This is a genomic window from Dendronalium phyllosphericum CENA369 (genome assembly GCF_016056275.1).
GTDB lineage: Bacteria > Cyanobacteriota > Cyanobacteriia > Cyanobacteriales > Nostocaceae > Dendronalium > Dendronalium phyllosphericum.
In genome coordinates this window covers 62,527-75,626 of record NZ_JAECZA010000080.1, presented here as the reverse complement: position 1 = coordinate 75,626, position 13,100 = coordinate 62,527, and the positions used below count along the sequence as shown (strand labels likewise).

The window sequence follows — 13,100 nt, the reverse complement described above, 5'->3', positions numbered from 1 at the left end:
TCTCATTCGCAATTTTTATGCGAAGCCAAATTTGTTCAGCGGTCTAGTTGACCATGCAGCAGTATTCAAGCTTACCAGAACAGAACTCACAGAAAGATGCACCGCCAAAAGATTTGATAAAAATCCAGCAACTTTGTGCTGAGTTGTGGCTGGAACGCAGCCTGAATCAGTTGCAAAGTCGCATTAACGATTGTCTGCTTTCTGCTTGCACTGCTGTCATCCAGCCCAGAAGCCCAGAAGCAGAAATTTGCCAAACTGTGGTAAATGAACTCGATAATGCTTTGAAAACTAGTAGAGTGGCGATCGCTCTGTTTCAACCACAAGAAACAGTTAAAATTTGCTATGTTTCTCTTGCTCCATCCCTAGGTTCGCAATCTGAGCTTGTAGAAGTGATGCCCAAAAAAGGCAAAAAGCTGCAATTGAGATTACAAGAAGTCATAGAACTCAAGGTTTTGCAGCAGTTGGAAAACCAAAAACCACCTCAAGCTTGGCAAATAACTAACGATGGCGGTGTTATAGGTTGGCTAATGATTGCTACAGCATCTTTAGAGACAGATAGCGAACCACTAACAGCATCACAAATGCAACTGCGATCGCAATTGATGGCTAGGTCTGCCAAGCTGTGTGCTGCTGCATTGGCACAAATAAGACAAATACAATCTTGGCAACAACAGTCTCAACAGTTCAGTAGCTTTAATCAAGAACTAGAGCGTACCAATCAACTCAAAAACCAATTTTTAGCAAATACCAGTCACGAAATCCGCACACCGCTGAGTTCGATTATTGGTTTTACCCACCTACTCTTAGCCCAAGGCTACGATCCAAACAGAGAACGCCACCAAGAGTATTTGAAGATTATTCAATCTAGTGGCAAACACTTACTAGCGCTGATCAACGATATTTTGGATCTCTCCAAAATTGAAGCTAACCAGCTAGAGGTGCAGTGGGAAAACATAAACGTACCAGAACTATGTCGTAATGTTTTGGCACTGGTAAAAGAGAAAGCAGCTAATAAGGGTTTGAAACTGTGTCTAGAACTAGACCCCCAGATCGCAACTCTAGTTGCGGACCCTTTACGACTCAAGCAAATGCTGTTAAATTTATTATTTAACGCCCTTAAGTTTACCAGCACAGGCGCTGTTGGCTTACAAGTAGTATCCAAAGGTAGATTTGCACATTTTACAGTTTGGGATACTGGGATTGGTATCTCTAAAGAAGACCAAGCTCAACTGTTTCAACCTTATTTCCAAATAGCTAATGCTGTAACCAGTCGTACTGAAGGTACTGGTTTAGGGTTAGCGGTAACGCACAAACTTGCTGAAATTCATGGCGGTTGCGTTGAAGTCGAATCAGAAGTAGATCGCGGCTCGCGTTTTACTATTGTTCTTCCTCTCAAGCTAGGAGAAGTTGGAGAAGTTGGAGAGGCTAGGGAAGTTGAGGAAACAAAATTGTTCTCATATTCTTTACCTGTTACCCCTAGTTATTCAGTGAAGATTTTGCTGGTGGAAAATGACTTACCCAATGGGGAGCTGATGCACACTCATCTCAGTAAATTGGGATATCAAGTGAGTTGGGTACAGAATGCAGTCGAAATGTGGGCAGCTTTGACTCAGCTAGAACCAGCAGTGATTTTAATGGATATCAATTTTCCAGATGGAAATGGACTTAATCTAGTGCAGCAACTGCGGCAAAATCAGCAGTATTGCAAGATTCCGATAATTGCTCAAACGGCAATGGCGATGAAAGGCGATCGCGAAACTTGTCTGGCGGCTGGAGTCAATGACTATATTTCTAAGCCCATTGATTTACCCCTATTAACCAGCCTAGTGGCAAAGTACAGTCAATTGCCAGCAGGGGGAGAGAAGCAGGGGGAGCAGGGGGAGAAAATTACAACTGACAACTGACAACTGACTCTTGTACAGACGCGATTGATCGCGTCTCTATTGTGCAGACGCAATCGCATCTCTACTAATGACTAAAATGGAATTTGTTGGGTGCTATCGGGTTATGCCGAGATTAAGAAATGATGCTGACAGGAAAACTTGAGCAACTAAAAGCTTTATTTACAGAAATGGAGCAAGCATTGATTGCCTACTCTGGAGGCGTTGACAGCACATTAGTAGCAAAGATTGCATATGATGTGTTGGGCGATCGCGCTTTGGCAATTACAGCCGTTTCTCCTTCGTTGTTGCCAGAAGAACTAGAAGATGCCAAAATTCAAGCTGCAACTATTGGGATTCGGCATCAAATTGTCCAGACTCACGAAATGGACAATCCTAATTACACTTCTAATCCTGTCAACCGCTGCTATTTTTGTAAAAGTGAATTGCATGACACTCTCAAACCGCTAGCTTTGAAGTTGGGTTATCCTTATGTGGTGGATGGCGTGAATGCTGATGATTTGCACGATTATCGCCCAGGAATTCAAGCTGCTAAAGAAAGAGGTGCGCGATCGCCTTTAGCAGAAGTTGGTGTTAGCAAAGCTGAAGTCCGCCAACTTTCACAACAACTAGGATTACCTTGGTGGGATAAACCCGCTCAACCTTGTCTCAGTTCCCGCTTTCCTTACGGCGAAGAAATTACCGTAGCCAAGTTGCAAAGAGTGGGTAGGGCAGAAATTTATCTGCGAAAGCTGGGTTGGCAGAATTTACGCGTGCGTTCTGAAGGAGATACAGCACGAATTGAATTGTCACCAGAACACATTAAAGAATTTATACTTACTACGGATTTACCCTCAGTAGTTTCTGCATTTCAAGATTTTGGCTTTATCTACGTCACCCTCGATTTAGAAGGTTATCGCAGCGGTAAGTTGAATCAGGTTTTAAATCGGGAAGCCTTGGGGGCGAAATCATGAAGTATAGCTAAAGTGCTGAGTGCTGAGTGCTGAGTGCTAAGTAAAAACCCAGTTACTTTAAGTCTTTGAGCAATCACACCTGTCTTAAAGGGTGTGGCTACGGCTGTAGAATGCAGAATCCAGAATTTGGAATGCTTTTCTACTGTTAATCTAAAAGCTAGCTAGCTTGGCTTCTGAATTCTGTTTAGGTAATTTTCGCTTCTACAGATATCAAAAAACAGCCGTTAATCCTCCAGGTATCATCTGGCTGTTTTTCCATTAAATACAAGGCTCTCAAGGGAACTCCATGAGGACTAAGTAGCAACACTTGCTGAGTGATGTTGTTCTGAATGATTGTAATATTCTCAAAAAAGACAGAACGAGGCCGATAGACGGCAGGATAATGCTTCCTTACCATCTGTATAAAGTTTTCTGGAGTACCAAACTGATTTTGAATTCCAGGACTAGCGAAGGCAAAAGCACTTTCAGCATCATCTTTTTGAAAGGCTTCTAATTGACGTTCGATTACAGAACGTATGGCGATAAAATCGCTCTCAGTAAATTGCATAAGTTTAAAATGCGATCGCTCTGTTCTCTCGCTGATTCAGCTGAAATTTTATCTGCTGAAGTGCCGAACGCCAAACATCGTAGCCATCTGGAGATAGATGCAGTCCATCTGTGGTTAACTCGGTACGCAAATTGCCCTGAGAATCTGTAAATAAACTATAAATATTCACATAAGAAACTTTTTCTTGTTTGGCAATTGAGGCCAGTTGAGCATTAATGCGACGAATCCGAGTATTAGGAATTGATTCTAAACGAGTAGGTAGAATTGATTGGATAATTATCTGAGTTTTTGGATGACTCTGTTTGAGGCTACGGATAATCCGGCGATGATTATACAAAATTGTTCGATCGCTAGCACCTTTGCGTAAATCGTTAATCCCGGCCATAACGTAAATTGCGTCTGGTTTTGTTGCCGAAAACGCTGCCAACCTTTTAAAAATGCCTCCGGTAGTATCTCCAGATATTCCTTGATTTAGCCACAAGTTCCCAGCAGGCAATTTTTCGGTAGGAAACCACATACTCAAAGAATCACCTACCAAGATACTTAGATGATTTCCATTTTGAATTTCAGTAATGGCTTTGGCTTCTAAAGCTAATAAACCTTTCCAATCCTCATAAGTGAGTTGAGGCTTCTTGGCTAACTCCAATAATGATTGCACCCTTTTATTGTCTATATGTGTATAAATTTTATCTGTTTTTAGCGTTACTAATCTTTGGTAATAAAGCTGATTGCCAGATGTCACCGATAAATTAGGTGGTTGGTAGCTAGGGTTGAGTAATGACTTTGTTGACGCTGATAATACTTGATTGTCGAGGCTGGGAATACTTTTCTCGCTAACTGTTGGCTGAGAAGCATATACGAGTGGCAATGCTTGATGACTGAATTCTGGTAAGGAAATGTCAAAGCTGAGGATATTTTTTTCACTTACTGTTGGCTGTGATTTGTGTTGTAAATCAGACAGGAATTTAGAACTTTCCGGCAAGATAATCGATACTTGTGGAAGAGCTGATGTTGGTAGTACTAATCCTGTTAACAAGCTTGCTGCCAACAGATAAGGGTTCCTCATCGCTTTGTCACTCCTCTACTCACTGTTTTTATACCAATTGACAGCATTAATTGCCTGTATTCGGGACAATTTTACTTTGTCAGATTATTATTTTCAGTGGAACTGTATAGTTCTGTAAAGCGGGTTAATGAGATTATGTTTGACAATTTACAATTTCTTTAAAGCTAGCTCTTATCTTACGTAAGTAGTCTTTCTCTAAGATCGACCGATCAATTTGCATTTAACTTGTACTGTGCTTTGCCAAGACAGCAAAAAGCCAGAAGCCATAACTGCCTCCTTGGAGCTTAATAAATATCTATCTGAAATTCAGTACCTTGATTGAGATACATTTTGGCGATCGCTAGTTTACTAGTTTTGATGCGATCGCCTTCTGATTCCTCATCTAAAATTGAAGGATGCGATCGCATCAGCTGTCAACTATGGGATTAGTCAGATTAAAGATTCGAGAACTAGCACAAGAGAAAGGCTGGACTTTGAAGGAGGTTTCAGACCGTTCTGGGGTAATTTACAGTACAGTCAGAAGCTATGCCCGTCGTTCGCAAATGACAACAGTTGACTTTACATCTATCCAAAAGTTAGCTCGTACCTTTAATGTGATGATTGAAGAGTTGGTGGAAATTCTCGAAGAATAAGCGATGATTGGTTGTTCTGAAATTAAAGTTCTATACCATCAATTCAATAATCATATAAGCATCAAAGTTGTTCGCAAAAGACTAATAATTTTTATTGGGGGCAGAATCTCAGGACGAGCTAGCACCTTTGATGCTGTAATCAAGAAATTGGTAAAAATTGTCCAAAAATAGGATAATACGCCTTATTCATGGCATTATTTTATCTTATGGTGATTTAAAATTTGTACTTAAACAAGCGAATATAAGTTTTTACACTCTTAAATAGAGTTTTATCTATTATAGAATAAACTCCTTGAAAGTGTTAAGATTTAGGCGATGTCATTAGTGTTTCCCTATTGTTCTGTGGCTAGAGCTAGTACAGCGATTGGTGTTAGTCCAATTATTAAGGAGATTGTGCAAAAACAGGCACATTCGACGCGTTTAACCCTCAAAGAAGTAATTCTTATGGGGATGTTAGCAATTGACAAACTAGACGATCAAAGTCGTCAAGAGTTAGCTAATCAAGTTCATCAAATGCAAGTAAATGGAGAGATTTAAATGAATAGCCCTAATTTATAAAGGAGGAGTTAGAAGTTATAAGTTTTTACTCTTAACTCCTCATAGTTATTTCCTCACTCCTCACCTTTAACTTTTTTCTCCTCACCTCTAACAGCATCTGACTGTTGACTAAATCGATAACGACTTCCAATAGCATAATTTTCATTAATTTCAAAAGATATCCATCGGCGTTGTAAGGTTTCAGCAACAAACCCAGTTGTGTTAGAACCTGCAAATGGATCTAAAACTATATCATCTTCATCAGTTAAGAATTTGATAAAAAATTCAGCGAACCCTTGAGGAAAACGTGCTGGATGTGTTTTAATTCCTGCTGCTTTGCACCTACGTAAATAAGCACTATTGGATTCAGTATTGGCAATTTCTAACAAGTTTGGTGGAATTGCACCTTGGTTATCCTTTTGAAATTTTTCAGAGATATCATGTCCACTTGGACGTTTTTTGGCTTTATAGCCAGTTTTGAGTAATTGCTTCATACTCTGGCTATACGGCTTTAAAACTTTTCTGTTGTCTGCTTTGGGATTTGGTGTTTTAGACAACCACCAAACTAGATTGACTGAATCTTTAACGCGAATTCGTCTGATTGTCACCCACTCAGCAGGAGTAGGCAATCTAGCCGGATTATAGTGGTAAAATTCCTGAGCGAGAAAAAAGCCTACCTCTTTACATAATCTGACTAAAAGTTCGTATTGATAGATACTCCGAACGGGATTACCAGAAAGATAAGCACCGCCTAAGTCTAAAACAAATGAACCATTATCTGCCAATACTCTTTTAAACTCGTAAGCGAAAGGTAAAAACCACTCAATATATTTGTCTGCACTTTCGTTACCGTATTCTTTTTTTCGAGTGAGAGCAAACGGAGGTGATGTCAAAATTAAATTAATACTATTGTCATCAATAAACTTAATTAGCTCTAAACTATTTCCCAAATATACTGCCCCCTTACTTTGGGTATAATAAGGGCTAAAGTTATTAAAGTTTTGTGTTGTTTGAGTTTCAACTGTCAAGAGTAGTTATTTTTGTAAAATTCTTACTTTGCTATATTTATAATTTGTTTTCGTTTTTAGTTACATAATCAAATATTGGTAGTTATAGTAATAAAATTTGCAATTTTCCACTAAATAAAAGCCTACCATTTTTTGTATGGTAGAAATTTGCCAGACATAATAACTTTTACGCGATCGCCTTTGGGGTCTTCTTCTTTCTCCACATCTAAAGTAAAATCAATGGCGCTCATAATCCCATCGCCAAACTTCTCCTGAATTACGTCTTTAAGTGGCAAACCATAAACTTGCATAATTTCATAAAAACGATAAATCAGTGGATCGGTTGGTACAACTGGCCCTAATCCTTTCACAGGATATGCAGTTAATTCTTGAATATAACTTGTATCTAGCCCTAGTGCTTCAACCAGTAATTTCGCTTCTTCCTCAGAAGCCGTAGCTTGAAGGTAGAATAAAGCTGCAATCCATATTTCATCGTGGTTGAGAATTTTTTCTAAATCTGCAAAGCTTAGTCCTTTCTCTTTTTTTGCTGCTAATAGCTTTTGCGTAACTTGGGGAATAGACACGTGATAACTCCGTTAGTTTATTTACACTGGTTTATTTTAGGCGATCGTGGTGTTCGCTAGCTTAATAAATGCTTTACATTATGTTAGTTTCAAGGCTTGAAGCATTATTGTATTCAACTGTTGAACTTGGCTTGCTCCTAATTTACCTATCCTTCTAGTAATTAGTCTACGCTCTATGGTAGTTATTCGAGTTACCCTAACTTTAGAAACAACTCGTAATCCAGTACCAGAAAAATCTGGATCTGAAGGTTCTAAGATGAACTCTTCTTGACTTAAACTACTTATATTTTGAGATGAAATAAAACATAAAGTGATATCATCCCCCATAGTATCTACCCATAAAACTAAACCAGGGCGCAGCTTTGTTCCACTTAAATTTGTAAACGGAAATGGAACTAAGACAATATCACCTTTTTGGAGAGACATCAGATAGGTTCTCCATCTTCAAGGGAGTATATGTCTGGTTCATCTTCAAGAAATTTAAATGAACCACCTATTTGAGCAAGTTGTATTAGATCGCGAGAAGAGGCTTCTGATGAATCGAAAAAAAGTCTTTCTTCTAATAGTAAGCGCTCCTCATCAGAGAGAGATAATATAACTTGCAACAGCGATTCTACAAGTTTAGTGTTCATTTTCTATTATGAAAGATTTTGCTAGTTTGCCGTAATTATAACTGCTTGTAAACAAAGTTAATTTTAGAAATTTTGCAACCCCTAAGAGTAAATATTTCATATAGATACTACTAGCCTAATAAAAATCCCCCACCTTACGGCAGGGGATTTAAATTACTTATCTACAAAACTAGCAGCCGAATTAACCGAACTTACCAGCCGTAGAGGCAATCAAGAAGGCTGCGTAGGTCAAGACATAGCCAACGGTGAAGTGAGCTAGACCAACCAAACGACCTTGAACGATGGACATAGCAACGGGCTTATCTTTCCAGCGAACCAAGTTAGCTAGAGGAGTACGCTCGTGTGCCCAGACCAGAGTTTCAATCAACTCTTGCCAGTAACCTCTCCAAGAGATGAGGAACATGAAGCCTGTTGCCCAAACTAGGTGTCCGAAGAGGAACATCCAAGCCCAAACAGACAAGTTATTCACGCCGTAGGGGTTGTAACCGTTAATTAATTGAGCAGAGTTAGCCCAGAGGTAATCGCGGAACCAACCCATCAGGTATGTGGAGTTTTCGTTGAACTGAGCAACGTTACCTTGCCAAATACCTAAATGTTTCCAATGCCAGTAGAAGGTTAACCAACCGACTGTGTTCAATGCCCAGAACAGTGCTAAGTAGAAGGCATCCCAAGCAGAGATGTCGCAAGTACCGCCACGACCGGGGCCGTCACAGGGGAAGGAATAGCCGAAGTCCTTTTTGTCGGGCATCAGCTTGGAACCACGTGCATCCAAAGCACCTTTGACCAAAATCAAGGTGGTGGTGTGCAGACCTAGTGCGATCGCATGGTGTACCAAGAAGTCGCCAGGGCCAATTGTTAAGAACAGAGAGTTGGTACCGGAGTTGATCGCTTCCAACCAACCTGGTAGCCAGACGTTAGCGTAGTTGGGCCATGCTGTGTAAGCAACACTGTCTGGGTTAGATAACAAAGTATCTAAGCCGTAAAGCACCTTACCGTTAGCAGCTTGGACGAACTGAGCGAATACTGGCTCGATTAAGATTTGCTTTTCTGGAGTACCGAAAGCAACTACTACATCGTTGTGAACGTACAAACCGAGGGTGTGGAAGCCTAAGAAAAGGGATACCCAGCTCAGGTGCGAGATAATCGCTTCTTTGTGCTTCAATACGCGGTCGAGAACGTTGCCTTTGTTTTGTTCGGGGTCGTAGTCACGAACCCAGAAGATTGCTCCGTGGGCAAAAGCACCAACCATCAGGAAAATAGCGATGTACTGATGGTGTGTGTACAAAGCTGCCTGGGTTGTGTAGTCCTTCGCAATAAATGCGTAGGAAGGCATGGAGTACATGTGCTGTGCCACTAAGGATGTAACCACACCCAAAGCTGCTAAGTGCCAACCCAACTGGAAGTGTAGGGAGTTGTTGTAGGTATCGTAGATACCTTGGTGAGGTAAGTTGAATGGGCCTTCTACAGGAATACCGAAGAAGCTTTTAGCATTCAATGCCTCTTTGAGACTGTGACCAATCCCAAAGTTTGTCCGGTACATATGACCGGCAACTATGAATAGTACTGCGATCGCCAAGTGGTGGTGAGCAATATCAGTCAACCACAAGGATTCTGTTTGGGGATGGAAACCACCCAAGAAACTCAAAATCGCAGTCCCTGCACCTTGAGATGTGCCGAACACATGGCCAGCAGTGTCAGGGTTTTGTGAGTAAACACCCCAGTTACCTGTGAAGAAAGGTGTCAAACCTGCTGGGTGGGGTGGGGTAGACAAAAAGTTATCCCAACCTACGTGCTGTCCGCGAGCTTCGGGGATAGCAACGTGAATCAAGTGACCGGCCCAAGCCAAAGAGCTAACGCCAAATAAACCTGCTAAGTGGTGGTTAAGGCGATGTTCGGCGCTCTTAAACCATGCCAAGCTGGGGCGGAACTTGGGCTGTAAGTGCAGCCAACCAGCGAACAATAAGACAGCCGCGAAGATCAGCAGGAACACTGAACCAGCGTATAGTTCGCTATTTGTCCGCATACCAATGGTGTACCACCAGTGGTAGAGACCAGAATAGGTAATGTTGACTGGATAGTTAGCACCACCTTGGGTAAAAGCTTCAATTGCTGGTTTACCGAAGTGGGGGTCCCAAATCGCGTGGGCAATTGGGCGGATGTGAAGGGGATCTTTGATCCACTGTTCAAAGTTACCTTGCCAGGCTACGTGGAACAGGAGGCTGGATGCCCACAGGAAGATGATTGCCAAGTGACCGAAGTGAGTAGCGAAAATCTTTTGGTAAAGATTTTCTTCTGTCATGCCATCATGGCTTTCAAAGTCGTTGCCTGTTGCGATCGCATACCATATCCGACGAGTAGTCGGGTCCTGTGCGAGATCCTGGCTAAATTTTGGAAATTTCGTTGCCATAGGTTTGATAATTCCTCTGACCTTTAGCCATCTGGTATCAGTATCCGGAGTTCTGAGTTTTGAGTCCAAAGTTCCGAGTTTTAATTAAAGCACTCAGCACTCAGCAACGCCAGTCCGCTCAAGTCGGGAGACCCGCCCAAGCGGCTGGCTCCTCAGCACTCAGCACTCCATAACTGATTGCTACCCTACTGAAAGGATGTGTGCGTGGAAGAATGCCCAGGTTGTAGCAATTCCTCCTAGTAGGTAGTGAGCCACGCCTACAGCTCGTCCCTGAATGATGCTCAGAGCGCGAGGCTGAATTGCTGGCGCTACCTTCAGTTTATTGTGCGCCCAAACGATGGATTCAATCAATTCTTGCCAGTAGCCGCGACCACTGAACAGGAACATTAAGCTGAATGCCCAGACAAAGTGAGCGCCCAAGAACATAAGTCCATAAGCAGACAGCGCACTTCCGTAGGAGTTGATTACTTGTGAAGCTTGTGCCCACAAGAAGTCACGCAACCAGCCGTTGATGGTGATGGCACTTTGGGCAAAGTTACCACCAGTAATGTGAGTCACATTACCTGCTGCGTCTACGGTTCCCCAAACATCAGATTGCATTTTCCAGCTGAAGTGGAAGATCACAATCGACAGGGAGTTGTACATCCAGAATAATCCGAGGAACACATGGTCCCAACCAGATACTTGACAGGTGCCGCCACGACCAGGACCGTCGCAAGGGAAGCGGAAGCCTAGGTTTGCCTTGTCTGGAATCAGACGAGAACTGCGGGCAAATAGTACGCCTTTGAGCAGAATCAGGACGGTGACGTGAATGGTAAAGGCATGAATGTGGTGAATCAAGAAGTCGGCTGTTCCCAAAGCAATGGGTGCAGCTGCCACTTTACCGCCTACAGCCAAAACACCGCCGCCAAATACATAGCTTACAGGTTCTAAGGCATTGGGTGCAGTTGTTCCAGGAGCCAAGGCATGGATATTTTGTATCCACTGAGCAAACACTGGCTGCAACTGAATTGCTGTGTCAGAGAACATGTCTTGGGGACGGCCCAAGGCACGCATTGTATCGTTGTGGATGTAAAGTCCAAAGCTGTGGAAACCAAGGAAAATACAAACCCAGTTCAGATGAGAGATAATCGCATCCCGGTGACGAATCACCCGATCCAGCAGGTTGTTTTGGTTCACAACTGGATCGTAATCCCGAACCATGAAGATGGCTGCGTGAGCTGCTCCACCCACAATTAGGAAACCACCGATCCAAATATGGTGAGTGAATATGCACAACTGCGTAGCGTAATCAGTTGCCAAGTATGGATACGGGGGCATCGCGTACATGTGATGCGCGATGATGATGGTCAAGGAACCTAAGAAGGCAAGGTTAGTTGCCAACTGAGCGTGCCAAGAGGTGGTCAGGTTTTCGTAGAGACCTTTGTGACCTTCACCAGTGAAGGGTCCTTTATGGTTTTCCAGGATCTCTTTAATGCTGTGACCGATACCCCAGTTTGTCCGGTATTGGTGACCAGCAATAATGAACAGTACTGCGATCGCTAAGTGGTGATGAGAAATATCTGTCAGCCACAAGCCGCCTGTTACGGGGTTTAAACCGCCCTTGAATGTTAAGAAATCAGCATACTGACCCCAATTCAAGGTGAAGAAAGGTGCTAAACCGCTGGCAAAGCCAGGATAAAGCTCAATCAACAAGTCTTTGTTCAGAATGAATTCGTGGGGCAAGGGTATGTCTTTAAGGGCAACACCTGCATCCAGCAGTTTGTTGGTTGGTGCGGACACATGGATCAAGTGACCAGCCCATCCTAAAGAACCACAACCCAGCAATACTTGCAAGTGGTGATTTAGCATTGACTCCACATTCTGGAACCATTCCAGTTTGGGAGCGCGCTTGTGGTAGTGGAACCAACCAGCAAATAGGAACAAGCCTGCTAACACCAAGCCGCCAATGGCAGTGCAGTAAAGCTGGAAGGAGTTGGTAATACCCCAGCCACGCCATACCTGGAACAAGCCAGAGGTGATCTGAATGCCGTGGAAGCCACCACCAACATCACCATTCAAAATGTCTTGTCCCACAATGGGCCAAACGACTTGAGCGCTAGGTTTCACGTTCAATGGGTCGGTTAGCCACGCTTCGTAGTTGGAAAACTTCGCGCCGTGGAATATCATCCCGCTCAACCAAATCGTCACAACGGCTAGGTGTCCGAAGTGCGCTGCGAATATCTTGCGGGATATATCTTCTAAATCGCTTGTATGTGTATCAAAATCGTGGGCGAGGGCATGAAGGTTCCAAATCCATGTGGTGGTTTTGGGACCTCTGGCTAAAGATCTGTCGAAGTGACCAGGCTGTGCCCATTTTTCAAATGAGGTTGGAACCGGATCGTTATCAACTATGACTCTGGCCTTTTTTTCCTCTCGCTCCGGAGGACTGATTGTCATTCGACCTCCTCTCTGGATAAGGAATGAGGAATCATGGATACCACAAAGTGAACCTTTACCGCAGCATCCAGAAAATTTCTGGAGCAGCGGTGTGAAGACTCTGATGTGGAGAGTTGTTTCTGTTGAATTATAGAGTCTTCACTTGCACACTGTTGGAGACATTTTAACAATAATTCAAAATCCCTGAAATAATTGCATTTCATGCCTTTTAACTTCAAAGCGTTGGTAAAAAAGTCAATAGTTTCTTCATATAATTTACAAAGGATAACAATTCGTAAAATTTATGATTTTACTGTATAAAGTAACTATTCTGTGATTTGCTGTTTTTATCACTCAAGTAATTAGGTGCGGTATTTAATCGCCTGTTAGCAAGCATTGTTAAAAACATCACTATT

General features: G+C 42.5%; 13 protein-coding genes. 4 read left to right on the top strand and 9 right to left on the bottom strand.

All coding sequences use genetic code 11. The features are described 5' to 3' along the window. Positions 1-53 precede the first annotated feature (53 nt). Both hrmK and larE read left to right on the top strand, forming a co-directional pair. Positions 54-1,904, top strand: a complete 1,851-nt coding sequence (hrmK, locus tag I8752_RS16860) for a hybrid histidine kinase/response regulator HrmK (protein WP_214433459.1) — start codon at positions 54-56, stop codon at positions 1,902-1,904. A gap of 119 nt (positions 1,905-2,023) precedes the next feature. Next, positions 2,024-2,854 (top strand): ATP-dependent sacrificial sulfur transferase LarE, encoded by an 831-nt coding sequence (gene larE, locus I8752_RS16855; RefSeq protein WP_214433458.1) that lies wholly within the window; start codon positions 2,024-2,026, stop codon positions 2,852-2,854. Positions 2,855-3,038: 184 nt separating this feature from the next. On the opposite strand, the gene I8752_RS16850 is transcribed toward larE, so the two are convergent. From I8752_RS16850 to I8752_RS38060, 3 genes are all read right to left on the bottom strand, one after another. Beyond that, entirely contained in the window at positions 3,039-3,401 is a 363-nt protein-coding gene (locus tag I8752_RS16850) for a DUF4864 domain-containing protein (protein ID WP_214433457.1), read from the bottom strand. 4 nt (positions 3,402-3,405) lie between these two features. Continuing rightward, on the bottom strand, positions 3,406-4,467 hold the full coding sequence (locus I8752_RS16845; RefSeq protein WP_214433456.1) for an SGNH/GDSL hydrolase family protein: 1,062 nt from the start codon (positions 4,465-4,467) through the stop codon (positions 3,406-3,408). 284 nt (positions 4,468-4,751) lie between these two features. Beyond that, complete coding sequence (locus I8752_RS38060; RefSeq protein ID WP_263985326.1) at positions 4,752-4,874, bottom strand: hypothetical protein; 123 nt, start codon at positions 4,872-4,874, stop codon at positions 4,752-4,754. Between the two features lie 12 nt (positions 4,875-4,886). Between I8752_RS38060 and I8752_RS16840 the strand changes: the two genes are divergently transcribed. After that, positions 4,887-5,099 (top strand): helix-turn-helix domain-containing protein, encoded by a 213-nt coding sequence (locus I8752_RS16840; RefSeq protein ID WP_214433455.1) that lies wholly within the window; start codon positions 4,887-4,889, stop codon positions 5,097-5,099. Positions 5,100-5,423: 324 nt separating this feature from the next. After that, positions 5,424-5,636 (top strand): hypothetical protein, encoded by a 213-nt coding sequence (locus tag I8752_RS16835; protein WP_214433533.1) that lies wholly within the window; start codon positions 5,424-5,426, stop codon positions 5,634-5,636. 74 nt (positions 5,637-5,710) lie between these two features. On the opposite strand, the gene I8752_RS16830 is transcribed toward I8752_RS16835, so the two are convergent. From I8752_RS16830 to psaA, 6 genes are all read right to left on the bottom strand, one after another. Next, positions 5,711-6,664 (bottom strand): DNA-methyltransferase, encoded by a 954-nt coding sequence (locus I8752_RS16830; RefSeq protein WP_214433454.1) that lies wholly within the window; start codon positions 6,662-6,664, stop codon positions 5,711-5,713. 122 nt (positions 6,665-6,786) lie between these two features. Next, positions 6,787-7,227, bottom strand: a complete 441-nt coding sequence (gene cynS / locus I8752_RS16825; protein WP_214433453.1) for a cyanase — start codon at positions 7,225-7,227, stop codon at positions 6,787-6,789. 78 nt (positions 7,228-7,305) lie between these two features. Further along, positions 7,306-7,653, bottom strand: a complete 348-nt coding sequence (locus I8752_RS16820; RefSeq protein ID WP_214433452.1) for a type II toxin-antitoxin system PemK/MazF family toxin — start codon at positions 7,651-7,653, stop codon at positions 7,306-7,308. Beyond that, on the bottom strand, positions 7,653-7,859 hold the full coding sequence (locus I8752_RS16815; protein WP_214433451.1) for a hypothetical protein: 207 nt from the start codon (positions 7,857-7,859) through the stop codon (positions 7,653-7,655). Before I8752_RS16815 ends, I8752_RS16820 begins: the two co-directional genes overlap by 1 nt. A gap of 181 nt (positions 7,860-8,040) precedes the next feature. Further along, on the bottom strand, positions 8,041-10,266 hold the full coding sequence (gene psaB, locus I8752_RS16810) for a photosystem I core protein PsaB (protein ID WP_214433450.1): 2,226 nt from the start codon (positions 10,264-10,266) through the stop codon (positions 8,041-8,043). 180 nt (positions 10,267-10,446) lie between these two features. Next, positions 10,447-12,705 (bottom strand): photosystem I core protein PsaA, encoded by a 2,259-nt coding sequence (psaA, locus tag I8752_RS16805; protein ID WP_214433449.1) that lies wholly within the window; start codon positions 12,703-12,705, stop codon positions 10,447-10,449. Between the last annotated feature and the right edge of the window lie 395 nt (positions 12,706-13,100).

What these genes read in the sequence shown, in the direction of transcription:
- hrmK (WP_214433459.1), top strand. Translation starts at nt 54, where the DNA reads ATGCAGCAGTATTCAAGCTTACCAGAACAGAACTCACAGAAAGATGCA.
- larE (WP_214433458.1), top strand. Translation starts at nt 2,024, where the DNA reads ATGATGCTGACAGGAAAACTTGAGCAACTAAAAGCTTTATTTACAGAA.
- I8752_RS16850 (WP_214433457.1), bottom strand. Translation starts at nt 3,401, where the DNA reads ATGCAATTTACTGAGAGCGATTTTATCGCCATACGTTCTGTAATCGAA.
- I8752_RS16845 (WP_214433456.1), bottom strand. Translation starts at nt 4,467, where the DNA reads ATGAGGAACCCTTATCTGTTGGCAGCAAGCTTGTTAACAGGATTAGTA.
- I8752_RS38060 (WP_263985326.1), bottom strand. Translation starts at nt 4,874, where the DNA reads ATGCGATCGCATCCTTCAATTTTAGATGAGGAATCAGAAGGCGATCGC.
- I8752_RS16840 (WP_214433455.1), top strand. Translation starts at nt 4,887, where the DNA reads ATGGGATTAGTCAGATTAAAGATTCGAGAACTAGCACAAGAGAAAGGC.
- I8752_RS16820 (WP_214433452.1), bottom strand. Translation starts at nt 7,653, where the DNA reads ATGTCTCTCCAAAAAGGTGATATTGTCTTAGTTCCATTTCCGTTTACA.
- I8752_RS16815 (WP_214433451.1), bottom strand. Translation starts at nt 7,859, where the DNA reads ATGAACACTAAACTTGTAGAATCGCTGTTGCAAGTTATATTATCTCTC.
- psaB (WP_214433450.1), bottom strand. Translation starts at nt 10,266, where the DNA reads ATGGCAACGAAATTTCCAAAATTTAGCCAGGATCTCGCACAGGACCCG.
- psaA (WP_214433449.1), bottom strand. Translation starts at nt 12,705, where the DNA reads ATGACAATCAGTCCTCCGGAGCGAGAGGAAAAAAAGGCCAGAGTCATA.